Consider the following 23,359-nt stretch of genomic DNA (forward strand, 5'->3'; position numbering starts at 1 on the left):
CGCCCGCCCCGATCAAGTGCGGTGCAAGCGCTGGGAGATTGCTCGTTGCACGACCATTTGACTGGCTGGACGGCACAATTCACCGACCGGCGTGACAGGAGCGTTACACTGCGAACTCCTGACGCGAGCAGTAGTGCGAAGTACTATTGATATTTCTAGTGATCCGGCGGAAGGTTGAGATCGGCCGGGGTTATTTTGGACATGAGCAACGCTTTCGCGATAAGGCTCTTTGGAGATCCTGAGATCGACCAAGGATTTCAGGAACGGGCGTTCCCGTCGCGCGGCTTTTGCTTGATTGCGTTGCTGGCGTTGGCTCCAACTCGGGCAATGACCCGCGCCCAAGCCGCATCTCAGCTCTGGGATAGTCATGATACGCATGCCAATATGGGCAATATGCGCCAGCTGATACTGCGCATGTCGAAAGCATTGCCCTCCCTGGGCTCAATAATGTCTGTCGACGACAAGATGCTCAGGATCACCGACCCCTCACGCATCGATGTGTGTTGCTTCCTTGAGTTCGATGCGCTTGGTGGAGAGAACTCGCTGCGGCAACTCATGGAGATCTATAGGGGCGACCTGCTGCAGAGTATCGAGGGGCCGGCACATGAGGACCCGTTCAGCGTATCGCGCGCCTATCTGCGCGAACGCTATTTCGGCTTCGCCCATGCAGCGCTGAAGGAGCTGACTCGATACGGCCATGCGAACGTATCCGTGATCCAGGCCTTGGAGCGACATGCTCTTGCAATCGACAATGGCCGAGAGGAAACTTACAGATCCCTCATCGCGGCCTATGGGGCGCTCGGCCGGGCGGACGAGTCCCGTCGCGTGTTTGCTCTGCTCACCGACGTGCTTCGCTTGGACGGGGCTGTCGGACCTAGGTCGGACACGCGCGCCATGCTTGCGCGCGCTACGGCACGGTCGATCGATGTCGGGCCGGCAGTCATCGACCCTGAGAGGCTTCCATCTTCGCACAGACCACGCGTCGCCCTGCTCGCACCGAACTGGGTTTCGCCGTCTGGCGAGGAAAACCTGCAGCGCGCCTTCGTCGAGGATGCGGCAAATGAGCTTGCCCGGCACAAGAGCTTGGTGACGTTGGCGGCTCACAGTTCGTTCCAGGCAAAGAGCGACGGCGGTGCCCTCGACAGCAGTTCGCCTCTGCGCGCCGACTATGCCGTGAGTACCTTTGTGCGGCCCGGACGAAGTGGCAGCGAGCTCACGGTGCGCCTCGTGCAGGCCAACTCGGCCGCGATCGTATGGTCAGGCGACTATCCGCTTTCGCGGGATTTGATCGTCAGCTCGAACCGTGCGCTTGTCAGCCGCGTGGCATCCGAGCTGTCGAGCGCCATCGAGCGGCATAGCATGGCGTCGCCCGATCGCACTGAAGACGCCTCCGCCTATCTCGAATTCCTCAAGGGACAGGACAGGCTACAGACCTGCGACCTGCGCAGCGTCCGGCGCGCACGGGGCTACTATGCTGAAGCCATTTCGCAGGACGGCCGATTTTCCGACGCTTATTCTGGCGTCTCGCGATCGCTTTACCTCGAATGGCTGCTGCTTGGTGGCAACGATCCGTCGCTGCTGGCTCAGGCCCGCGACATTGCCGAGCGCGCGATTATCTCCGATCCTTCCAACTCGGCGGGCTACTGGCGCCGCGCCATGGTCGCCCTTTACCAGCATGACTTCGACGAGTGCCTCGGTAGCTTCATGCTGGCCCGCGAGCGCCACCCGAACTCCGCCGATATCCTGCTCGATTACGCCGATGCGCTGGGCCATATCGGCGACCCGGACGAGGCATGGGCCTCGTTCGAGCGCTCGATCGACCTCAATCCCACACCGCCGGATCACTACTGGTGGGCAGGGGCAAGCATTGCCTTCTCGCAGGCGGACTACGCCAAGTCGATCGAGCTGTGCGGGCGCCTGCGTAACGATGAGCCGGTATTGCGCCTGCTGGTTTCAAGCCATGGCCATCTCGGCAACCGGTCGGAAGCCGCCGGCTATGCGCGCCGACTGCGAGAAAACTACCCGGGCGAGACGGCGGAAGGCATGGCGAGGCTGCAGCCGCACCGCTCGCGGGCCGACCTGCAACCTTTCATCGATGGGTTGCGAATTGCCGGAATCAAATAGGAGGAAAATATGTCCACCAAGTCATCTCGTGCATTCATCATCGGAGACAAGGAACAGGGCCTGACTCTCGTGATCACCGACCCTGTCATGGTGCTCCATTATTCGGACGACGACCTGAAGAATCCTGCTATCAACCAGATGTCGGGCAAAGATCGGATGACCACATATGGGGCAGTCGTGCAGGAACTCCTGCCCTTCCTGCGCGGGGTCCATCTGGATTTTCTCAAGCAGCGCGAGACCGAGATCAAGGATGTGAAGGATAACCCCCATGGCACATTCGATCTCGACTACGAACGCAAGGTTTTCGAGGAACTCGACAACGCCGCGGCGATCGGCCGTGTGATTCGCAACAACGGCACGGTTTGCGACGTCGACTTCTGCGTGGCGCTGACGATTGACCCCGGAGAGATCGTCGCCAAGGCGAGGAGTGCGGGACCAGCTGTCGACATCAGGGACTATATCAGGGACCATATGGACGCCAAAGCGCCACCCACCCGGATCGACCCGCCCTATGTCATCAGCAACCTGACCTCCGACAATCTTGATGAGCTGCCGCCGTGGCCCGAGAAGCCCTGAGGCGGTCGGCCTCCGTGCATACCGATGTTGAGGAAGCATTTGAACGGTTGCAGGCGTTTCGCAGCCGGACAATCGTGGGCTGGGAGCCGGCGCCGCGCCGGCTCACGCGCGCGGACCTGGAGTCCGTGCTTGCCTGCTTTGGCATTACCCGGGTCGCTGACCTAACCGATCTGGACGTGATCGGCATTCCTGTCTGCTCGGCGGTCAGGCCCGCGTCGCGCTCGCTTTCGGTTTCTTCCGGCAAGGGCATGACGTTCGACGCCGCCTGGGTTTCGGCGGTAATGGAGAGTTGCGAGCAGGCGCTGGCCGAAGATGCTTCCGCCTTGACCGCGATCATTGACACGCAGATCGGGCTCGCGCGCCGCGGCCTGCGCAGCGTGCCGCTCGAGCGCCAATCGCGATGCGCGGCGGGGCACCTGCCGCCGGATAAGGAGCTTGCCTGGGTCCGCGGTTTGTCCTGGCTGACCGGCGAACCGGTCTACGCCCCGTATGAGTTGATCGGCATGGACATGGCTACGCTCTCACCATGGAACACGCGCGATTTCCGGATAAGTTCGACTGGCCTGGCCTCCGGCGGTGATTTCGCCTCGGCGTTCGCGCATGCGCTTGGCGAGCTCATCGAGGATGATGCCTTGTTTGGCGCGATGCTTGCCCCAGCCGCGCGGAAGGCGAGCGATATCGAATTGGCTGCCGGCGAGGACCACGACCTGCTTCGCGCTATGTCACGCATCGCCGCAACAGGCATCGAAGCGCGTTTCAGTGTCGTGGGCTATGACAGCGCCCTGCCGGTGGTGATGGCCGCTTTGCTGCCGCAGCAGGACAGTTCGCGCGAACGCATCTATTTCAGCGGATACGGTTGCCGGCCACGGCTGGAGGATGCAGCACTAGCCGCCCTGCTTGAAGCGGTACAATGCCGGGTTCTGTTCATCTCCGGCGCCAGAGACGACCTTTTCGAGGGGGAATATCGTGGCGTGACGGGCAGCAGCACCGAAAGACTGTTCGGCACCTGCCGGTTCCTACCGCCAGGCAATGGCAAGCCACCCCAGGAAGATCCGGCCTTGGACGATGCCATCGCGGCCGTTACACTAGGGGGCGGCGATCTTTATGTTTTCGCGCTTGGCGGTGGTCCATTCGGGCTCGAAGCGGTGCGTGTGCTGGCCGATGATCTGATCAGCATCAGCCGACCCGAGTCCTACCCGAATTCCGCACGGGCTGCCGGCAAGCTTCTACGTCAGTGGAGCCTGGCATGAGGGCGCTCGTCTTTGCCGGGCCAAGCCTGCATGGCACGGGTGTATGCGGCGGGCAGGACTTCGACATTGCTCGGCCGGCACGTTGCGGTGACCTGATGCGTGCGGCTCTCGAAGGCCGCAAGGTCATCGGCCTCATCGACGGCGTGTTCGAATCCGGCCCTGCGGTGTGGCACAAGGAGATTCTGTTTGCATTGGACGCTGGTTGCAACGTGCTCGGCGCGGCCAGCATGGGCGCATTGCGGGCCGCCGAATGCTGGCAGTTCGGCATGATCGGCATTGGCCGCGTCTTCGAGGACTATCGCTGGGGCCGGCGCATAGCCGATGCCGACGTGGCGGTGTTGCACGGTCCCGCCGAAATCGGCCATCTACCATTGACAGTCCCGCTCGTCGACGTAGCTGACGTCGTGGAGCGCATGCTTGCGGTCGGCGTGCTAGACGAGCCGCACGTCAAGGCCGTGATGGCCGTGGCGTCCAGGACCCATTTCAAGTCGCGCACATGGAAGCAGGTGTTGGCTGGCGCCGGCCTGCCCGGAGGGCTCCAGCAGGCGGCGCTCGACTGGATCGTGGCAAGTGGGCCGGCGCTGAAGACCCGCGACGCCCTCCTGCTGATCGACAGCCTTGGCAAGCCGCCTCCACACCGTCTCAGGCCTGGCGTTTTCCTGCACACGCCATTCTCGGCCCGACTACTCGACCAGGTGAGGAACTGAGATGCTTCGGCGCCGGGAGACCGTCTCAGCCTTGGCCGCCTTGCTGGTCGCCCTCGCCATCGCGGCGTGGTGGTTCGGGAGTGGAACCGAAAAGACGGCTTCGGCTGATTCATGTGGCCTCATCGCTGCTTATGGCGGCATTTTCGAGGTGCCGTCGCTCGTCGAAGTTAATGTCTCTGATGCTAATCGCGCCGCGCTGCTGAAGGGTGTCCACTCCTGCGTCGAGGCCAAACTGACTGCAGACGCCTCGGCCCGATATCATGCGATGGCTGAAAGGCTGCGTGGACCGGACACCTCAGCGAACGAGCAGGCGGAAAGGAACTTTGTCGAGATCGAGTTGGCCGCAGCCATTGCCAACACTGATGCGATCGTGCAGCAGCGCCAGGTCGCCCGCCAGCTTGTGCGCGGATGGCTGGTGGTGGATGAAATCATCAAGCGGCAGGGCGCAGGTGCGGTGCTCGTGGAGAGCGGCGCATCGGCCGGCGCTAGCCACCGCGACGAGGTTGCCGCCTACCAGAAGAACTGCACCGACGCCGGAGTACCTGTACCCGGTTCGTTCGCGACCGATCCCGCTTGGACTTTCCGCGAGCACCTTGGCTCCGACACCGCTATCTACTTCGTCCGCTCGGACTGGAACGACAGCGAGGTCTGGACGTACAAGGATGCTGCTTCCGGCGGGTTCTGCGTCGCCCTCGTCCGGCGCAAAGCCGACAGGGATGAGCAATTTGTCGGAACGATCTGCACCGACAGCTCGCAGCAAAAGGCATGCTTCTTCGACAATGTCATCTATGACGGCGCATCTACGAAACGGATCAGCTGGGAAGATTTCCAGAAACGGAGTTTCAGCGATTTAGTGCACCCCAAGGATGGGGACTTCTGCAACCTTTGCCATTTGGGCAACAATCCATTCATCGTGCATCCGGGCACAGCCCTCGGGATGGTCGTCAGGTCGATGTACGCAGCCAAGGTTCCGGTCTCCCAGAAGTTCGAGTTCCTCGGCCTGGGAGATAGCCCTTCGCCCTGGACCAATTTCGACGCGATCGATCCTCAAGGCACCGGTGGATGCTTCAGCTGCCATGGCCTTCCCCAAGTCACGTCGGGTAGCAAGTTTTGCGCCGGGGTGATCGAGATGGCCGCCAACAGGACGATGCCTCCGGGATACTGGCCAGCGAAACCCACAGACCATGCGCCGCTGTGGCCTGACAATCACGGCTGTTTTGCCGAGGAACTTTCGCCGCTGGCCAAGTACTTTCCCAGCCTGGTGAAGCTGAAGTCCGCTTGCACGGGTATGGCCGAAGTGGCCTGTCCATCCCAATGACGCGGAGCCGGACGCCGGTAACTTGGTTACGCACCGGACTGGGAAGTTGCGGACAGCTTCGTCACCATCCATTCCAGGGTAAGGGGTCATCGTGGCGTCATTCGGGATGACATATCTTTCGCCGGAAGCGATGCGAGAGGCGCGGAAGTTCATGGCCGCCGACCAGCAGGGCGTGCGTGACGAGATCGGCTTTCTTTCCATCCACCAGCGGTACGCTGACCGCTTCTTTCCAGGCACGTCGGTGCTGCATACGCGTCTTCGGCACGTACTGTTCGTCCCCTGGCTCTATCGCGACGAGCAGCTCAAGCCTGCCAGTAGCCGGAGCACGCGGGATAGCATCAAGGACCGCGAATACAGGCTCACCGGACGCCTCAAGGGAGAGAGCGGTGTCATCGGCAGCCGCAACTATCCCGAGCCGGTCGAGCAGCGCCCGAGCCAGGTTTATTGGGGTGCGCTGCAGCAGTGGGGCATATTGCGCGGGCATGACGGAAGCGGACCGCTCAGCCGCTATCAGGTCGAGCGACTGGTCACCGGAAAGCGATCTACCCTGCTGAAAGATGAAGAGGGCAGACCCCTCTCTACCGCCGCGTGGCCATTCGCCTGCCCCGAGGCACCCAACGAGTGGGCAAGGGATGGCGAAGGGACGCTCACGTTCAGGCTGCTGAAGACTGAGAGGACATTCCTCGCCAAGCGGCTTCGCAGCCTCACCTCGCCGGACAATCCGGGCGAGAAGTCTGTGCTGGCGCAACTAGTCGGAGAGGATATCGCCGGAACCCGGACGGCTTGGGGCCGCCAGGTCCTGCAGCTTGCCGGTAAGGAGCGACCCGTCCTCGTACGCGCCGGCCAAGCAGCGGCGCTTGCCGCGATCGGACGCGCGATCTACGCTGCCCAAGTTGAAACCCTTCAGGAGCGTGACGGGACGCCGCCCTCCAGGATCCAGCGGTCGGCGCTGCCGACCGTGGTCTCCCGATGGGCCGAACAGGCCGCGAAGCTCGAATGGTCCGGCTTTTGCGAGGATGTGAAGCATCTTCCTGTTGCCGTGTCCGAGGCGCTCCGGCTCACCCTGGACTGGCTGAAGCGCGGTGCGACCGATCCAATGGAACTCGAGCCTATGTATCGGGACGCTGAGCAATATCGCAAAGGTCGCCGCGCGCGCCTTTCCAACACCCAGTTTGCCGTGGACCTGCGAACCGAGTGGACCAGCGCAGAGCACCCACAAGCTCAGCCGCTTCATTATCGCTGGGATCGTATCCAGATGCTGCTTGCGGATCTGGTCGGCGCATGAGCAAGAAGCCACGTGACTTCCCCGGACAGGCATTTCTAGAACTGCTTCGTCCGCCGAAGCTCGCGGCTACCCGGTTTGCGCTCTTCGCCTCCTACTCGGCCGACCCATCGTGTTAGGCGGCACGCTGTTGCACCTCCACGCGCGAGGACGCGACAATGGTGGCGGCAACAAATCCGATTTTGCGAGCGCGCTCGAGGCGCTTCGCGACAAGGTTCGGTTCGTCGTGCAGCGCGGGCGCATACATCGCGGCCGAAAGCTCCCGAAGATTACCGCCGTGCTCGACCAGCTAGTTGTCGAAATGGACTATCGCGAGCGCGTTTCGAGCTGGCACCCAAAGCTTGCGCTCATCTGCCATGAAAATGATCAGCGCCAGTTCTGGCGCCTCTGGATCGGAAGCCGCAATCTCACAATGAGCCGGGATCTCGATCTTGGCCTAGTCCTCGACGGCGAGACAAAAAAGCGAAAAGGTAGCCAGGAGATTGCCGGGATAGATACCCTAGGTGCCGAACTTGCCAGACTGGCCAAGCTGCCGAACATCCATCCCGAGAGTCTCGCGCGCGAATTGCGGTCAGTCCGCTGGACCGCGCCCTCCGGCATCGAGGTGCGCTCGATTGATCTCTGGCTTCCTGAAACGCGCCCGGTACCGGCGTTTATGGACGGTGAGAAGCGCAAGCTCGTGGTGGTCAGTCCCTTCCTCGAGGACGGCTTCGTTTCCACGCTCGCCCAATCCACAGCCATGAGCAGGGACCGCAGCTCGTCACCACTCTTTCGGCCCTTCGGAAGCTCGGCTCTGCGAGCAAGGCCGCTCTTGCCGATTTCAAGATCCTCTCACTGAACGCGCCGGATCCCGAAGGAGACGATGAAAGGGCCATTCCGTCAGCGGTCCCTGGACAGGACGATCAGGAAGGCGAAACAGGCAACGCGGCAGAGCACACCGGCCTGCACGCCAAGCTTTTTGCCGCAATCGGCGGTTCGAGCATCGATATCGTGACCGGGAGCGCTAATGCGACCGATCGCGCTTGGTCGGCCCGAAACGCGGAGGCTGTCGCTCGCTTTACCGGAGGGCAGTCTGAAATCGATGGCGTCGCCGCAATCGTCGGATCAGCGTTTCCGGTCCCGCCTATCATCCTCGACACACTGGCCGAAACGCAAGCAGATGTCGACAACCGACGACTGGAAGAGCTCCGCTTAACCATCGCCGAGCTTCCGCTCACTCTTCAGCGCGACGCCAAAACGTTTACCCTGACTAGTGCGCGAGCACCGGTCCTGCCGGCGGGAGGACGGCTGGAGGTCGGACTTGGAACTATCCCGCTCCAAAGTTGGCCAACCGGTGCGGAGGCAGTTGTCCTGGGCGAGGTGCCATTGTCGCTCCAGACTGACCTTGTTCAGTTCCGTCTATCGATCGGCGACGCTGCCCCGGCCGCCTGGCTCCAGCGCGTCGCAGTCGTGCCGGGCATCGAGCGCGACTCGGCGGCGATCAGCCGCCTTCTAAGCGTAGCCGGTCTCCAGGCGTGGCTGCGCGAGATGCTCGAGCCAGAGGGCAGCGCGGGAACCGAGGATGACTGGGATGCCGAGGAGGCGCCGGGCGGGTCCTCGCACCGCCACAGCTGGAGGCATGATGGCTTCGCGCTCGAAGACATGCTCTCGGCCTGGAGCCACGATGAGCATGAGAAGCTGAAGCGTGTTGATAGCATGCTGGAGCGCTATGTCACGGCGATTATCGCGCACAGCGAGCATCTCTCCGAACGCGACCGGAGGGACCTAGTCGCACTGCGGGAAACGTGGGCGATCGCGCGTGACGTGCTGGTACAAAAGCCATGACGAGCGTGCCGCGAGCTTTTCAGCGCGCAACCGCGACTGCTGCGGAGGCTTCCCTTAGGGCGAGCGGCAGCCGCCGATTCCTAATCGACACTGCATGGCTTGCGGAAGTCGCTCGGTGTTTATCTGGCGGAGGCCGAGGCCTCGACCAGACAGCTCATGGACGTACTAGGGCACGACGATATCGACCATGCCGAACTGTATTCGCGCGAGGCCTCGCAGGTTCGGCTGGCGGTCCAGGGGATGGACCGCGTCGTGCGTCTGGTCACGCGCAAGCCGATGCTTGGCGAACCTATTGGCGAACCTCGTGGCGAACCACCCTATAAAGCATTGATAAATAACGATAATGGTGGGCCCGGAGGGACTCGAACCCCCAACCAAGCGGTTATGAGCCGCCGGCTCTAACCATTGAGCTACAGGCCCCACGCGGGCTGGCTTAGTGTTTTTCTTGTCGTCGCACAAGGCTTTCGAAAGCTCTGGCGCAAAAGGCCAAAATCAGCCCATATTCGCGCCGTAGAGCGGCCTGCGCCCATATGGCGCGAGAAAGGTCCAGCCCTTGCACCGCACTGCAGGAATCGGCGCCCTTTGCGGGTCGAGGCAGATGCGGCACGGGGGGGCGGACCACAGACTTCGAGGAGTTTCATGACCAGACAACTTTTGCCCATCGCGCTCGCTGCCGCGGTCGCGTTCCCGGCGCTGGCGAGCGCCGCCGACATCCAGCCTCCGCCACGCATCATCGTGTCCGGCGAAGGCGAAGCGACCGTGGCGCCGGACATGGCGATCCTTTCGCTCAGCGTGATGCGCGAGGCCAAGAGCGCGCGCGAAGCACTCGACGCCAACAACGACGCCATGGCGGCGGTGATCGCGGCGATGAAATCCGCCGGCATTGCAGAACGCGACCTGCAGACCGCCGGCATCCAGATCAACCCGCGCTACAACTACACCAACAAGGCCGACGGCAGCCAGGAAGCCGAGCTCGTCGCCTATCAGGTGACCAACACGCTGTCGGTGCGCGTGCGCGACGTCGACAAGACCGGCGAGATTCTGGACAAGGCGGTGTCGCTCGGCGTCAACCAGGGCGGCGGCATTGCTTTTACCAACGATAATCCGAAGGCCACGATCACCGAGGCGCGCAAGAAGGCCGTCGCCGACGCGATGGCCAAGGCAAAGACCCTCGCCGAAGCGGCGGGCGTCAGTCTGGGCAAGGTGCTCGAGATCGCCGACCAGAATGTCGCGCCGGTGCCGATGCCGATGGCGGCGAAGTCGTTCGATGCGGCCCGTTCGGCCGTCCCCGTGCAGGCCGGCGAGAATTCCTACAACGTCCAGGTCACGGTCACCTTCGAGCTGAGGTGACATCCGGCCCAGCCGCGGACATGCCGTTAGACCAATTCCAGGAAAAGTGTGAGCGGTTTTCCGTCCGGAATTGCGTCAAAACAAAGAGATAGAGCGGTTCGCCGTTTCCGTGAAACGGTGAAACGCTCTAGCAAAACGCCCCGCAGGATCATCCTGCGGGGCGTTTTCGAGCCGCGCCTCATCTTGAGGGGCTCAGCTACTCATAGGCGATCCTCGCAGAGGATCGTCCGCATAGGCGATCCTCGAACGGATCGCCCTTTCAGCCTCAGCGATAGATGATCGGGCAGCCGCGCTCGTTGGCGAACACCACCACGACACGGTCGCCATACTGGCGGCCTGCGACCTTCACGGTACGGCGGCTGATGTCGACGATGCGGGCGCGGTGCAGACCCATGCGCTCGGCCTTGTCGAGGGCGCGGTCCGGCGAACAGCCGCGCCAGTCGCGGTCGCGGCGCCAGTCGCGGCGATAACCGTCATCGTCGCCGGTGTAGATGCCGAAACGCGGGTCGTGCCTGTCCCCGAAACCGAGATAGAGGCTGTCCGCATGCGCCGGAATGGCGGTCAAAGTGCCAAGCCCGACAAGGGCCGAAAGGGCTGCCGTCCTGATCGTGTTGAACATCGTCTTCTCTCCTTATTGTGGGCTGTCGCCCGTAGAACCGATGACTGGAAAATGCCTTTTTGCATCTGAACCTTCCGCGAACCGGCCATTCATGTCCGGTTCATATAAACGCGAACCCGCCAGGGTTCGTCGCTCGTGCCAAAACCGCGAACCCCTTAGGCGCGAACCCGCCAGGGTTCGTCGCTCGTAAGTGCTTAAAAGCGAGGCCCTTCAGGATTCTAAACGCGAACCCGCAGGGTTCGTCGTTGCTCGTCAAAAGCGCCTCGTCAGCGTTCGTCATCCAAGTGCGAACCCGTCAGGGTTCGTCATCATCTAGACGCGAACCCATCAGGGTTCGTCGTCCAGACGCGAACTGCTAAGGTTCGTCGTCCAATATGTAGTCAAAATAATCGTCCGGGTCGGCCAGATCGGTTTCCTTGGCCTTCACCCGGCCCCGGATCGAGATGCCGGCCTCGTGCACGGTCTCAGCGCTTCCCGAAACAAGTCTGTGCCACCAGTAGAGATCATGGCCCTCGGCGATAAGCCGGTAGGCACAGGTTTTTGGCAGCCAGGTGATGGTGCGCACATTCTGTGGCGTCAGGCCGACGCAATCGGGCACCCGCGCCAGGCGGTTTGCATAGTCGGAGCAGCGGCAGTTCTCGGCGTCGAACAGCCTGCAGCCCACGCTTGTCCAGAAGATCTCGCCCGTATCCTCATCCTCGAGCTTGGACAGGCAGCATTTGCCGCAGCCGTCGCAAAGCGATTCCCATTCGGCCGGGGTCATCGCCTCAAGCGTCTTGGTTTTCCAGAATGGCGCGGTCATTTGGCTGGATTTGGCCCTCCGCGGTCTTCCGGTCAAGCGCTGTGTGGCGGCGACCCAGTATCAACATTAGAAAAACACGAAATTGCCTTCAAAAGGCCGGCCAGGCATCCTTGGTTGGCGCCAATGCCTGACGGAACCAATTATGGTTGATGAAAGTTTGGGCAGGGATGGGACCCCATTAGGAGAAATCGATATGAAACGCCAACCACGGATTCTGGCGGGCACGGCAATCGGCCTGCTTATGGCATCCGCGCCGTTGGGCGCGTACCCGCTGCAGGGGGGTGTCGCTTCCGGCGGCCTGCACGGAGCGCCGCTCGTGCTGGCTCAGGCCGCCTGCGCCGAAGGCCAGTCGGCCGAAGAATGCGCGCAAGGCGGAGCCGAACAGCCGCGTAGAAAGAAGCGCGAGCAGCAAAACGAATCGGCGCCGGCCGAACAGGCCGCGCCCGCCGAATCCGAGCAACAGCCGCGCAAGAAGCGGCACGACCAGCAGCAGACGGAGGGCGCCCAGTCCGGGGAAGCTGCACCGGCCGAGCAGCAGTTCAAGCCACGCAAGAAGCGCGACCAACAGCAGCAAATCGAGGCGGCACCCGCCGACCAGGGCGGCCAGCCTGCGACCGACGAGCAACAATTCAAGCCACGCAAGAAGCGCGATCAACAGCAGCAGATCCAGGCAGCACCCGCCGACCAGGGCGGCCAGCCGGCGGCCGACGAGCAGCAATTCAAGCCGCGCAAGAAGCGTGACCAGCAGCAGCAGATCGAGGCTGCACCCGCCGACCAGGGCGGCCAGCCCGCGGCCGAGGAGCAGCAGCCGCGCAAGAAGAAGCGCAACCAGCAGCAGATCGAAGCGGCGCCAGCCGACCAGCAGCCCGCGGAACAGGTCGCGCCTGCCGCCGGCGACCAGCAGCAAGGCAACCAGGGCCGCAAGAAGCGCAAGCACGATCAGCAGCAGACTGAGGGTGCGCCCGCCGGCCAAGCCGGCGAGCAGGTTGCCCCGACCGAACAGACTGCTCCCGCCAACGACAACCAGCAAGGCGGCAATCAGCTCAGGAAGAAGCTTAAGCAGAACCAGCAGGGTGAGACCGCCCCGACCGAGCAGACGCAGACCAACGAGCCGGCCAAGAAGCGGGCGCCGGCCGGTGAGCCCGTGCCGCAGGCCCAGCCGCTGCAGAATGGCGAACAGCCGGCCCAGGGCGAACAGGCCCAGGACAACAAGAAGCGTGGCAAGAAGCCGAACGCGGAACAGCCGGCGATGGGTGAACAGCCCGCGACAGGTGAACAACCCGCGACCGGCGAACAGCCACAGACCGGAGAGCAGACAAAGACCGGCCGCAAGCCCCTCAGCGGCGAGCAGCAACCCGCAACCGGCGAGCAGCCGGCCAATGGCAATCAGCCGGCGAACAACAACCAGCCTGCCAACGGCAACGCCGCGCAGGGCGAAACCGCCAATCCGAACGAGGCGCCCGTCCTGGACAGCCAGAAAGATGCCATCCGCAAGCACCGGGGCCGCAACGACAACCGCCAGAACGGCGGAGCCCAGACCGGTGGCGCTCAAATCGAAAATGGCCAGGCCGGCAACGGCCAGAACGCCAATCAGGCCGGACAGCAGCAAGGTGGCGAGCAGGCGCAGAGGCCGGCTCCGGTCGATCAGGGGCCGCCGCCCACCGACGACAAGTCGGCGCAGCAGGCGATCAAGCCCGAAAAGATCGTCCCAGTGGACCAGGAGAAAGGCAAGCGGATCGAGCTTACGCCCGAGCAGGTTGTCCGTGAGCGCCGCCGGCCGCAGGGTGCCGACGTGGTGAAGCAGTTCGGCGACCGGGTGATCCTTCAGTTCAACAACCAGACATTCGTGGAAAGCAACGAAGCTCCTCGCATCACCCGCGGCGCCAGGGATGTTTACTACGAGGATCTTTCGGGCGGCCGCACCCGCGAAATCGTGGAGCGCGATAACGGCGTCAGGATCATCACCATCCGCAACCGTAATGGCGACGTCATCCGGCGATCTCGCGTTACATCGGATGGCCGCGAATACGTGCTGAGCTATGTCGACGAGCGCTACTATAACGACGTCGACGAGTGGCGCGATCCCGGCGACGATCTGCCGCCGATGCGGCTCGACATTCCGCGCCGGGACTACATCCTGGATTCGGAGGAAGTCGAGGATCCGGACGAATATTATACCTTCCTCGAGCAGCCACCTGTGGAAAGGGTGCAGCGTCTCTACTCGATCGACGAGGTCAAGCGCTCGGCCCGCGTGCGCGACATCGCCCGGCGTATCGACCTCGACACGCTGAACTTCGACTTCGGCTCGGCCACCATCTCCGACACCGAGGTGCAGAAGCTCGAAGGCGTGGCCACCGCCATGGAAAAGCTTCTGAAGAAGAACCCGGCCGAGACCTTCCTGATCGAAGGCCACACCGACGCCGTCGGCACGCCGGACGCGAACCTCGCTCTGTCGGACCGCCGCGCCGAGGCGGTGGCCGAGGCGCTCACCAACGCCTTTGGCATCCCGGCCGAGAACCTCACCACGCAGGGCTATGGCGAGGAGTATCTCAAGGTGAACACGCCCGGTCCGAACCGCGAGAACCGGCGTGTCGCCATCCGCCGCATCACCTCGCTGGTGGCGCCGGTGGCGAGCAACAGCGAGCAACAATGAGCGTTTGATTTCAAGATCCTGCCCGGATCTGCAGAATCAGCGCGCAAGACGGGCCCGTCCGCTTCGGACGGGCCTTTTTTCCTTACCGGCTCAAGAAGAATTGTCCTGCCTGACCGGCCTGCTCATTGAATCGCCGCATTGCGGCACCCAGATTCCAGACAGGGCGTTCCCTGCCCTGTCCCGACTCCAGCGGGACACGTTGAGCCCCGCCGGGCCCCCTCCCCGGCGGGGTTTTTTGCCTTGAAAACCTGTGTCACCTGGCCGAAATACGTCCAGAGCAATTCCAGGAACAGTGGGAGCGGTTAGGCTCGGCGCCTTCGCCGTAGCCTTCCGTCCGGACTTGCGTCAAAACAAAAGATAGAGCGGTTCGCCTTTCCGTGAAACGGTGAAACGCTCTATCGCAATTGACCGGAGCCTTCATGAAGCGTCTCGAACTCGCCATCGAATCCGTCATCCTCGCCTCGCGCTGGCTGCTGGTCGCCTTCTATCTCGGGCTCGGCGTCGCGCTGGCGATCTACGCGCTCTCCTTCGGCAAGAAGCTCTATGAGTTCGTCATGAGCGCCTTCACGCTGGGCGACACCGACACGATCCTGAAGATGCTCGGTCTGATCGACGCGGCGCTTGTCGCCTCGCTGGTGGTGATGGTGATCATCTCGGGCTACGAGAATTTCGTCAGCCGCTTCGACGAGCAGGACGGCGAGGTCCATTGGCTGGGCACAATCGATGTCGGCTCGCTGAAGGTCAAGGTCGCCTCGACCATCGTTGCCATCTCCTCCATCCACCTTTTGCAGGTGTTCCTGAATTCGGTGTCCTACACGACCGACCAGCTGATGTGGCTGACCATCATCCACCTCGCCTTCGTCGTTTCGGCGCTGATGCTGGCCTATATCGACCGCGTCATGGCGCTCGCCAAGGGCAAGAAGGCCGAGATGGATTGAGGCGGACCCGGTCCGTCAGTAGATCCTTTTTACCTTCGTCTGCGAGTTCGCGAACACCTCGTCGGGAACGAAGAAGTCGCCCGCCAGCTGATCGGCCGCGCCTGGCGCATAGATCGAAAAGTCCGTCACGCCTTCGGCGCGCAGCACCTCTTCGTCGATGTAGAAATTGCCGGTCGCTTCGCGCGACGGGCGCAGGAAGATCGCATGCGCGGCGTCGGCCATGATGTCCGGCGAGCGGCTCATCGCGGCCACCGTGGCGCCGCCCAGAAGATTGCGCACGGCAGCGGTATCGATGGTGGAGATCGGCCATAGCGAATTGACCGCGATACCGTCCTTGGCGAATTCGGCGCTCATGCCCAGCGTGCACATCGACATGCCGAACTTGGCCATTGTGTAGGCGACATGGTTCTTGAACCACTTGGCCTTCATGTCGAGCGGCGGCGCCAGATTCAGGATGTGAGGATTGTTCGCCAACTTAAGGTGGGGAATGCACATTTTGGAGACCAGGAAGGTGCCGCGCGTATTGATCTGGTGCATCAGATCGTAGCGCTTCATGTCGGTCTCCAGCGTGCCGGTGAGCTGGATGGCGCTGGCATTGTTGACGCAGATGTCGATGCCGCCGAACCGCTCGACGGTTCTTGCCACCGCATCGGCGACCTGGACCTCGTCCCGGATGTCGCAAAGCAGCGGAAGCGCCTTGCCGCCGGCCTGCTCGATCTCTTCGGCTGCCGTGTAGATGGTGCCCGGCAGCTTCGGATGCGGCTCGGCGGTCTTGGCCGCGATCGTCACATTGGCGCCGTCGCGCGCCGCGCGCAGCGCGATCGCCAGCCCGATGCCGCGCGATCCACCCGAGATGAACAGCGTCTTTCCGTTGAGCGACATTTTTTGCCTCCCTCTTCAATTGGGAAGGCAACTTGCGCGGGCGACACACTTGGCGCAAGAGCCGAAGAGGGCGGGCCGAGATTACGCAACGTCGTGCGCGGGCGGGGTCAGACCAATACCAATCCCTGCCGCATCGCGATCGCAATCGCGTCGGTGCGGTTGGCGGCGCCGAGCTTGATCAGGATGGCGGCGACATGGAACTTCGCCGTGTGGACGGAAATGTTGAGCCGCCGGGCGATGACTTTGTTCGGCGCGCCTTCGGCGAGCAGCGCCAGCACCTCCGCCTCGCGCGGCGACAAAGCCGGGCGAGGCTGGTTGTCATCAGGCGTCTCTTCCTCGGCAGGCTCGTCATCGTGGAAATCGCCATGCGCCTCCGACGGCGCCGCCCTGCCGACGCGGTAGCCTGAGGCCGCCAACCGCGCTGCGGCGGCGATCAGCAGGCCATCTGCGGAGGCAGGCAGCACGGCCAGCACATTGTCTGCCACCTGCTCGCTGCCCGCACGCCGCGAAAGCAGGACGATTGGGGTGGCCGAACTGACGACCCAGCCTTCCAGGCCGGCCTCATCGGCGATGGCGACATCCGCCATTTGGCCGACGCCGCTTCCAGCCAAGGCCGGCGCCAGATCGTCGCTCGCGGCCAGCGCATCGGCAAGTTGCTCGGCGCGCTGGGCATCGGCGAGCGCGACCAGCACCGTCAGCCGGTGAATTGCCGGCTCCGGTCTCGCGACTGCTTGTGCTGCGCTGTTTGCCATAGACCCTCTCAGCTCAGCGGCTTCTCGCCGATGGTGATCGAGACATCGCGCTCAGCGCCGCCGCTTGAAACACCGAGCGTGACGGTGGTGCCGGCGCTGTCCGGCCCGAGCTTGCGGATAAGCTCGCGCGGACCATGCACCGCCTCGCCGTTCCAGGCGACGATGATGTCGCCGACATGCAGGCCGGCGGCCTTGGCCGGGCCGTTATCGTCGAGGCTCATCACCATGGCGCCTTTCGTGTCGCCATTGCGGATCGGATGCAATCCGGCGCCGAGATAGCCGCGCGCGACATGACCTTTCTCGCGCAACGTCGCGACCGCGCGCTCGATCGTCTCGTAGGGCATCACCAGCGCCCGTCGGCGCGGCCCGAACAAGAGCATGCCGATCACGCCGCCCTTGGCGTCGAGCACCGGCCCGCCCTCGAAGCGCCCGCCGGTGTTGATGGCAAGGTTGATGCGCCGGTCGATCGTGCCGCCGCGCATCGAGCGCCACGCCGGCCCGACCTCGCCGACTGTGCCGAGCACCGCAAGCGCGGCGCCGTCGCTGTTGCCGACCGCAATCGCGATATGGCCGGGCCGCACGGCGCCGGCCTGAGCCAGTTGCGGCAACCCGGCAGCGCCGGAAGCAGGCTTCAACAGGGCAACGCCCGTCGAAGGATCGCGTCCGACGAGCTCGGTCTTGACGGTTTCGCCGGAAGCCAGCGTCAATTCGATCTCCTCGCCGGCTTCGACCGCTTCCTCGGCGGTGACAAAATAGCCGTCGCGCCAACGGAAGGCGCTCGCGGTGCGGTGATGGTGCGTGACGAAACTCGCCAGCGCGGGGGCGGCGGTGGCCGCGACATCGGCGATCGCGTCGGAAAAGGCACTGAGGTTGAAGTCGCTCATAAGACTGTCTCCTGGGTTCGGTGACCCAGATATCGCTCGGTAACACCGCCGCGGGTACTCGCCTGACGGCTAGTCGCCGGCCGGACTGGCCATCTGGTCAGGTCGCGGCAATTGCGGCTGCTCCGCACATATAGTCATCATTCTACGAGGGAACACGCCGATGGCTTTCGCAGCCGAAATACTTCCATCCGACGACACCTTGCTCGATGCTTATTCGGCATCCGTTGCCGACGCCGTCGACCGGATCGGCCCAGCCGTCTGCCGCATCGAGCGCATCGGCGCCGGCGGCCACGGCTCCGGCTTCGTCATCGCGCAGGACGGGCTGGTCGTCACCAACTTCCATGTCGTCGGCGACGCGCGCGCCGTGCGGGTGACCATGCCGGACGGTGCTTCGCGCGAAGGTCATGTGCTTGGCCGCGATCCCGACACCGACATCGCGCTGGTGCGCGCCGACGGCAGCTTTGCCGACATCGCACCGCTCGGCGATTCCAAGCGCCTGCGCCGCGGCCAGATCGCGATTGCGATCGGCAATCCGCTCGGTTTCGAATGGACCGTCACCGCCGGCGTCGTCTCCGCGCTCGGCCGCTCGATGCGCGCCTCGACCGGCCGGCTGATCGACGACGTCATCCAGACCGATGCCGCGCTCAATCCCGGCAATTCGGGCGGACCGCTGGTATCGTCGGCGGGCGAGGTGATCGGCGTCAACACCGCCATGATCCACGGCGCGCAAGGCATCGCCTTCGCGGTCGCCTCCAATACCGCCAATTTCGTCATCTCGGAAATCATCCGCTTCGGCCGCGTGCGTCGCGCCTTCATCGGCATTTCCGCCGACACGACCAACCTGCCGCGCCGTGCGGCACTTCTGTCGCAGGTGACCACGAACACGGCGGTGCGCCTGCGCAGCGTCGATAAGAACGGTCCCGCCGCCAAGGCCGGCCTGAAGGAAGGCGACATCATCGCCGCTATCGACGGACGGCCGGTCACCGGCGTCGACGACCTCGTGCGTATGCTCGACGCCGAGCGCATCGGCCGCGAGACGCTCTGCACGGTCGTGCGCCGCACCGGCGTCAGCCAGGTGACGGTGACGCCGGTAGCGCGGACGAGCTGAGATCGCCCAGCCGGTCTAACTCCCGGCTGCGCCTTCGGCATATTGCGCCAGGAACTCCTCGCTTGGCGGGATCGGCTTGATGACGTCGATCAGCACGCCGTTGGGGTCCCTGGTGATGAAATGGCGCTGGCCGAAGGGCTCGTCGCGCAAGCTGCGCAGGATCGGCAGGCCAGCGGCGACAATCCGCTCATAGACCGCGTCGGGATCGCGGACCTCGAAATTGATCAGCAGCCCCGACGTGCGCCCCCGCCCCTCTAGCGGGATCGTCTCATGGTCGCCCTGGACGATGCCAAGGTTGACGCGCCTGTCCTCACTGGAGCGCAGATGCACATACCAGTCGCTCTCAAAGAGCGGCTCGAAGCGGAAATGCTCGACATAAAAATCCGCAGTGCCTGCGACATCATCCGTCATCAGCACCGGATAATAGCTTGTCGTCCTCATCTTTCCTTCTCCTCTCATCCAACATACAGTCTGCATGTAAATGCAAATAACATACAGGCTGCATGTATGCAACAAGAGTCCGGACGCCGCTCCAATCGCGACCGCACCGAGGCGACGCGCGCCGATCTGATCCGGGCGGCGCGAAAGCTGTTTACGGAAAAGTCCTATGCCGAGACTGGCACGCCGGAGATCGTCGCCGAGGCCGGCGTGACGCGCGGCGCGCTCTACCATCACTTCGCCGACAAGCAGGCGCTGTTCGCGGCAGTGGTCGAGCAGGAAGCAGCGGCCGTTGCGGCCGAGATCGACCATGCCTCGCCGCCTTCGCTGTCCGCGCGCGACGCGCTGGTCGCAGGCTCGGACGCCTATCTCGAGGCAATGCAGGCGCCCGGCCGCACGCGGCTTCTGCTGCTCGACGGGCCGGCCGTGCTCGGCCGCGCCGCCATGGACGAGATCGACAACCGCCACGGCAACCGCTCGCTGCGCGAGGGCCTGATCGCGGCAATGCGCGCGCAAGCGATGACCAGATTGCCGGCCGAGGCGTTGACCGCTTTGCTGGCGGCTGCCTTCGACCGGGCGGCTCTGGCTATCGAGGCCGGTGGATCCGCCGCGGATTACCGCGCGGTGCTGATCGCGCTCATGGACGGCTTGTCTGCGGCCCCTCCTCCGTCCACACGCCCGGCTCCGTCTCGTTGAAGCAGCCAAGCTGCCGCTTGAACTCATCGATCAGCCAAGTCGCTGCCGGCTTGGGGCTGCGGTCGTTGCGGTGCATGGCGTACATCGGCGAACGGACTTCGCGGTAAGGCTCGAGATCGAGCTCGACCAGCCGGCCACTGGCCAGGTCGTCGGCGATCAGCCAGCGCGGCAGGCCGCCCCAGCCAAGCCCCTCGCGCATCAGCGCGTGCTTGGTGCGCAAATCCGTCAGCCGCCAAGTGCGATAGGCAAACACGCCATAGTCGCGGCCGCGCGTCCGCTCCGACTGGTCGGTGACGACAAGCTGGATGTGCTCGCGCAGATCCTCGATCCCGACCGGCTTCGGCAGCTTCGCGAGCGGATGATCGGGTGCGGCAGCCGGCACCAGCGAGATGAAGCCGATGCGCAGCAGATTGACATCGGCATCGCCTTGCAAGCCGCCGAAGCCAAGATCCGCCTGGCCGTTGACGACCTGATCGACAATCAGGCCGAGAGAGCCAATATAAAGCCGGAGCATGACCGCCGGGAATTGCGCCTCGAAGGCCTTGAGCACGCGCACCAGCGCCGGCGAAGGCAGCGCCACGTCGACCGATATCGCCACTTCCGCTTCCAGCCCTTGCCGGTAGCCGTCGGCGCGCGAACGGATGCGATGCAGCACGCCGATCATGCGCCGAGCATCTTCGAGCATCGCCTTGCCGACATCGGTCAGTTGCGGCTCGCGCACGCCTTCGCGTTCGAACAGTTTCAGGCCGAGCTGCGCTTCGAGATTGGCGATGCCGTAGCTCACCACCGACTGCGCCCGATTGAGCTTGCGCCCCGCGGCCGAGAAGCTGCCGGTATCGGCCACTGCCACTAGAATTTGGAGCTGATCCAATGTCGGGTTCGGCTGCATGCTTCCCATCCATTTTGTTGATGGATTGTATGCATATTATACCCATTATCCTGATGAGGCAGCAATCCCATATTGGCGGGGAAGTTTCAATCCAACCCCAAGGGGACACCGCCATGTCTATTCTTCTCGTTACCTCCAGCCCGCGCGGCGCCGCTTCGCACTCGACCCGCGTCGCCACCGATCTTGCCCACAAGCTCGCTGCCGCCGATCCGTCCAACACGCTCGTCGTGCGCGATCTCGTCGCCAACCCGCTGCCGCATATCGATCCTGACTACGCCACCGGCATCTACACGCCGGCCGAAGCACGCACGCCGCGCCAGGCCGAGGTCGTCGGTGTTTCCGACGCCGTGCTCGACGAGCTTTTCGCTGCCGACACCGTGATCCTCGCGACAGGTTTCATCAACTTCAACATCTCCTCGACGTTGAAGTCCTGGGTCGACCATGTCGCCCGCTCCGGCAAGAGCTTTGCTTATGGCGAGAACGGCCCGAAGGGCCTCGTCAACGGCAAGAAGGTCTATATCGTGCTCGCTTCCGGCGGCATCTACTCGGAAGGCGCCGCGGTGCAGATGGACCATGCGGTTCCCTATCTGCGCAGCGTGCTCGGCTTCCTCGGCATGACCGATATCGAAGTCATCCGCGTCGAAGGCGTCGGCATGGGCGCTGATGCCGTCACGGCGGCGCTTGCCAAGGCCACCGCCAAGGTCGACGCGATCGCCGCCGCCACGGCTGACCAGGTCGCCGCCGCGGCCTGACCGCCGATGCCGGAAATAAAAGAGGCAGGCGCCCGCCAGCGCCCGCCTCTTTTTTGCATTTTCGCCCCCTACGGCGGCGGCAGCACCACGGCTGGATGGCGGTCCTCGCGCAGGACCTGCCTCACGGCGCCGAGCGCGATCCGATATCCTGCTCTGCCGACAGCGATCCGCCCGCCGCCAGCGCAAACAACTGGAACGACTTTTTCTTCCCCCTGGTCCTGACCACCTCCGACAATTTGAAGACACTGCCGCAGGGGTTGACCGTGTTCGTCGGCGAATTCACCACCGACTGGGGGGTGCTGTTCACCGGGCTGACACTGGCGGCACCTCCGATTAGCTTGCTCGACATCGTGCTGTCGAAGCAGTTCATTTCCGGCATCAAAGCAAGGCGCGGTTAAATAGGCGCAGTCCAACAACGAAGTCAGGGCACCAAAAGTGGCGAACCAGAACAAGATCATCATCACCTGCGCGGTCACAGGCTCGATCCATACGCCGTCAATGTCGCCGCATCTGCCGGTGACGGCGCAAGAGATCGCGACCGCGGCCATCGAGGCGGCCGAGGCAGGCGCGGCGATCGTCCACCTCCACGCCCGCAACCCGGTCGACGGCCGCCCAGACCAGTCGACCGAGGCCTTCGCCCCGTTCCTGCAGGTCATCAAGCAGCGCTCCAACTGCGTGGTCAACATCACCACCGGGGGTGCGGCGACGATGAGCGTGGAGGAGCGCGTCAGGCCGGCGAAGGTATTCGCGCCCGAAGTCGCGTCGCTCAACATGGGCTCGATGAATTTCGCGCTGTTCCCGATGCTGGAGCGCTTCAAGACCTTCGAGCATGACTGGGAGCGGCCCTATCTGGAATCCTCGCGCGACCGCATCTTCCGCAACACCTTTGGCGACATCGAGCACATATTGCGCACCTGCGCCGACAACGGCACGCGCTTCGAGATCGAATGCTACGACATCGGCCATCTCTACACGCTGGCGCATTTCGTCGAGCGCGGCCTGGTCAAGGCGCCGTTCTTCGTCCAGAGCGTGTTCGGTATCCTCGGCGGCATCGGCACTCACCCGGAAGACGTTGCCCATATGAAGCGCACCGCCGACCGCCTGTTCGGCAACGACTATCACTGGTCGGTGCTGGGCGCTGGCCGCCACCAACTGCCGATCGCCACGCAAGCGATTGCGCTGGGCGGCAATGTGCGTGTCGGCCTGGAGGACTCGCTATGGATCGGCAAGGGCAAGCTCGCCCGCTCCAGCGCCGAACAGGTGACCAAGGTGCGCCAGATCATCGAAGGCCTCGGCGCCTCGATCGCCACACCCGACGAAGCGCGGCAGATCCTCCAGCTCAAGGGCGGCGACAAGGTCTCGTTCTGACCGCTGATCCAAATCCATAGTTTCGCCGCCTGGCTTTTTGTTTGGAAATACTGCCGCTCACAGGTACCAACCGGTTTCTTTGCACTTCCCGGAAGAAAGTGGAAATAACTTGGTGGCACCATTGGTTATTCCATAGGGCTGCGTTAT

General features: G+C 63.6%; 23 protein-coding genes, 1 tRNA gene and 1 pseudogene. 17 read left to right on the plus strand and 8 right to left on the minus strand.

Translation table 11 applies throughout. From position 1 onward, the window contains the following. The first annotated feature begins 201 nt into the window (after window positions 1-201). The 9 genes and pseudogenes from LB520_RS27935 to LB520_RS27975 all read left to right on the plus strand — a co-directional run. Window positions 202-2,124 (plus strand): BTAD domain-containing putative transcriptional regulator, encoded by a 1,923-nt coding sequence (locus LB520_RS27935; protein ID WP_224640084.1) that lies wholly within the window; start codon window positions 202-204, stop codon window positions 2,122-2,124. Window positions 2,125-2,133: 9 nt separating this feature from the next. After that, the gene (locus tag LB520_RS27940) at window positions 2,134-2,700 is read left to right on the plus strand and encodes a hypothetical protein (protein ID WP_224640085.1); all 567 of its coding nucleotides are present in this window, start codon (window positions 2,134-2,136) and stop codon (window positions 2,698-2,700) included. A 14-nt stretch (window positions 2,701-2,714) separates the two neighbouring features. Beyond that, window positions 2,715-3,950, plus strand: coding sequence for a YcaO-like family protein (locus LB520_RS27945; protein ID WP_224640086.1), 1,236 nt, complete (start codon window positions 2,715-2,717; stop codon window positions 3,948-3,950). Continuing rightward, window positions 3,947-4,657 (plus strand): TfuA-like protein, encoded by a 711-nt coding sequence (locus tag LB520_RS27950; protein WP_224640087.1) that lies wholly within the window; start codon window positions 3,947-3,949, stop codon window positions 4,655-4,657. Before LB520_RS27945 ends, LB520_RS27950 begins: the two co-directional genes overlap by 4 nt. Before the next feature lie 31 nt (window positions 4,658-4,688). Then, complete coding sequence (locus LB520_RS27955; protein WP_224640088.1) at window positions 4,689-5,975, plus strand: hypothetical protein; 1,287 nt, start codon at window positions 4,689-4,691, stop codon at window positions 5,973-5,975. Between the two features lie 106 nt (window positions 5,976-6,081). Beyond that, window positions 6,082-7,260, plus strand: coding sequence for a DUF6361 family protein (locus LB520_RS27960; RefSeq protein ID WP_224640089.1), 1,179 nt, complete (start codon window positions 6,082-6,084; stop codon window positions 7,258-7,260). Window positions 7,261-7,387: 127 nt separating this feature from the next. Further along, window positions 7,388-8,095: a hypothetical protein gene (locus LB520_RS27965; protein ID WP_224640090.1), complete on the plus strand. Its 708-nt coding sequence runs from the start codon at window positions 7,388-7,390 to the stop codon at window positions 8,093-8,095. Between the two features lie 152 nt (window positions 8,096-8,247). Continuing rightward, the gene (locus LB520_RS27970) at window positions 8,248-9,081 is read left to right on the plus strand and encodes a hypothetical protein (RefSeq protein WP_224640091.1); all 834 of its coding nucleotides are present in this window, start codon (window positions 8,248-8,250) and stop codon (window positions 9,079-9,081) included. An 87-nt stretch (window positions 9,082-9,168) separates the two neighbouring features. Further along, a pseudogene (locus tag LB520_RS27975) lies at window positions 9,169-9,342 on the plus strand (tyrosine-type recombinase/integrase); the annotation flags it as partial. Between the two features lie 83 nt (window positions 9,343-9,425). Here the strand turns inward: LB520_RS27975 and LB520_RS27980 are convergent. After that, window positions 9,426-9,501 (minus strand) — tRNA-Ile (locus LB520_RS27980). A 219-nt stretch (window positions 9,502-9,720) separates the two neighbouring features. Here LB520_RS27980 and LB520_RS27985 point away from each other — a divergent pair. Continuing rightward, entirely contained in the window at window positions 9,721-10,431 is a 711-nt protein-coding gene (locus LB520_RS27985) for an SIMPL domain-containing protein (protein WP_095766646.1), read from the plus strand. Between the two features lie 265 nt (window positions 10,432-10,696). On the opposite strand, the gene LB520_RS27990 is transcribed toward LB520_RS27985, so the two are convergent. Both LB520_RS27990 and LB520_RS27995 read right to left on the minus strand, forming a co-directional pair. After that, on the minus strand, window positions 10,697-11,050 hold the full coding sequence (locus LB520_RS27990) for a hypothetical protein (RefSeq protein WP_095766645.1): 354 nt from the start codon (window positions 11,048-11,050) through the stop codon (window positions 10,697-10,699). A gap of 355 nt (window positions 11,051-11,405) precedes the next feature. Beyond that, on the minus strand, window positions 11,406-11,852 hold the full coding sequence (locus LB520_RS27995) for a YcgN family cysteine cluster protein (protein WP_095766643.1): 447 nt from the start codon (window positions 11,850-11,852) through the stop codon (window positions 11,406-11,408). Between the two features lie 193 nt (window positions 11,853-12,045). Between LB520_RS27995 and LB520_RS28000 the strand changes: the two genes are divergently transcribed. Together LB520_RS28000 and LB520_RS28005 are read left to right on the plus strand one after the other, a co-directional pair. Continuing rightward, on the plus strand, window positions 12,046-14,505 hold the full coding sequence (locus LB520_RS28000; RefSeq protein ID WP_224640118.1) for an OmpA family protein: 2,460 nt from the start codon (window positions 12,046-12,048) through the stop codon (window positions 14,503-14,505). Window positions 14,506-14,924: 419 nt separating this feature from the next. Beyond that, window positions 14,925-15,443 (plus strand): TIGR00645 family protein, encoded by a 519-nt coding sequence (locus tag LB520_RS28005; RefSeq protein ID WP_224530384.1) that lies wholly within the window; start codon window positions 14,925-14,927, stop codon window positions 15,441-15,443. A gap of 15 nt (window positions 15,444-15,458) precedes the next feature. Here LB520_RS28005 and LB520_RS28010 read toward each other — a convergent pair whose 3' ends face one another. The 3 genes from LB520_RS28010 to LB520_RS28020 all read right to left on the minus strand — a co-directional run bounded on the left by LB520_RS28010 (window position 15,459) and on the right by LB520_RS28020 (window position 17,961). Next, window positions 15,459-16,325 carry an SDR family oxidoreductase gene (locus tag LB520_RS28010; protein ID WP_224640092.1) on the minus strand — a complete coding sequence of 289 codons (867 nt, stop codon included), beginning with the start codon at window positions 16,323-16,325 and terminating at the stop codon, window positions 15,459-15,461. Between the two features lie 107 nt (window positions 16,326-16,432). Beyond that, on the minus strand, window positions 16,433-17,077 hold the full coding sequence (locus tag LB520_RS28015; protein WP_095766639.1) for a helix-turn-helix transcriptional regulator: 645 nt from the start codon (window positions 17,075-17,077) through the stop codon (window positions 16,433-16,435). A gap of 8 nt (window positions 17,078-17,085) precedes the next feature. Then, on the minus strand, window positions 17,086-17,961 hold the full coding sequence (locus LB520_RS28020; RefSeq protein ID WP_224640093.1) for a S1C family serine protease: 876 nt from the start codon (window positions 17,959-17,961) through the stop codon (window positions 17,086-17,088). A gap of 160 nt (window positions 17,962-18,121) precedes the next feature. Here LB520_RS28020 and LB520_RS28025 point away from each other — a divergent pair, with 160 nt between their 5' ends. After that, window positions 18,122-19,069 carry a S1C family serine protease gene (locus LB520_RS28025; RefSeq protein WP_224640094.1) on the plus strand — a complete coding sequence of 316 codons (948 nt, stop codon included), beginning with the start codon at window positions 18,122-18,124 and terminating at the stop codon, window positions 19,067-19,069. A 15-nt stretch (window positions 19,070-19,084) separates the two neighbouring features. Here the strand turns inward: LB520_RS28025 and LB520_RS28030 are convergent, their stop codons facing one another. Beyond that, the gene (locus LB520_RS28030) at window positions 19,085-19,510 is read right to left on the minus strand and encodes a VOC family protein (protein ID WP_224640095.1); all 426 of its coding nucleotides are present in this window, start codon (window positions 19,508-19,510) and stop codon (window positions 19,085-19,087) included. Between the two features lie 66 nt (window positions 19,511-19,576). On the opposite strand from LB520_RS28030, the gene LB520_RS28035 reads away from it, so the two are divergent. Continuing rightward, entirely contained in the window at window positions 19,577-20,203 is a 627-nt protein-coding gene (locus LB520_RS28035; protein WP_224640096.1) for a TetR/AcrR family transcriptional regulator, read from the plus strand. On the opposite strand, the gene LB520_RS28040 is transcribed toward LB520_RS28035, so the two are convergent. Then, window positions 20,145-21,092, minus strand: a complete 948-nt coding sequence (locus LB520_RS28040; protein WP_224543514.1) for a LysR family transcriptional regulator — start codon at window positions 21,090-21,092, stop codon at window positions 20,145-20,147. The genes LB520_RS28035 and LB520_RS28040 overlap by 59 nt on opposite strands. A gap of 113 nt (window positions 21,093-21,205) precedes the next feature. Between LB520_RS28040 and LB520_RS28045 the strand changes: the two genes are divergently transcribed. The 3 genes from LB520_RS28045 to LB520_RS28055 all read left to right on the plus strand — a co-directional run bounded on the left by LB520_RS28045 (window position 21,206) and on the right by LB520_RS28055 (window position 23,212). After that, window positions 21,206-21,844 (plus strand): FMN-dependent NADH-azoreductase, encoded by a 639-nt coding sequence (locus LB520_RS28045; RefSeq protein ID WP_224640097.1) that lies wholly within the window; start codon window positions 21,206-21,208, stop codon window positions 21,842-21,844. Between the two features lie 95 nt (window positions 21,845-21,939). Further along, entirely contained in the window at window positions 21,940-22,242 is a 303-nt protein-coding gene (locus LB520_RS28050; RefSeq protein WP_224640098.1) for a hypothetical protein, read from the plus strand. A gap of 37 nt (window positions 22,243-22,279) precedes the next feature. Beyond that, window positions 22,280-23,212 carry a 3-keto-5-aminohexanoate cleavage protein gene (locus tag LB520_RS28055; protein WP_027168206.1) on the plus strand — a complete coding sequence of 311 codons (933 nt, stop codon included), beginning with the start codon at window positions 22,280-22,282 and terminating at the stop codon, window positions 23,210-23,212. Window positions 23,213-23,359 lie beyond the last annotated feature (147 nt).

Source organism: Mesorhizobium sp. CA12 (genome assembly GCF_020165255.1).
GTDB lineage: Bacteria > Pseudomonadota > Alphaproteobacteria > Rhizobiales > Rhizobiaceae > Mesorhizobium.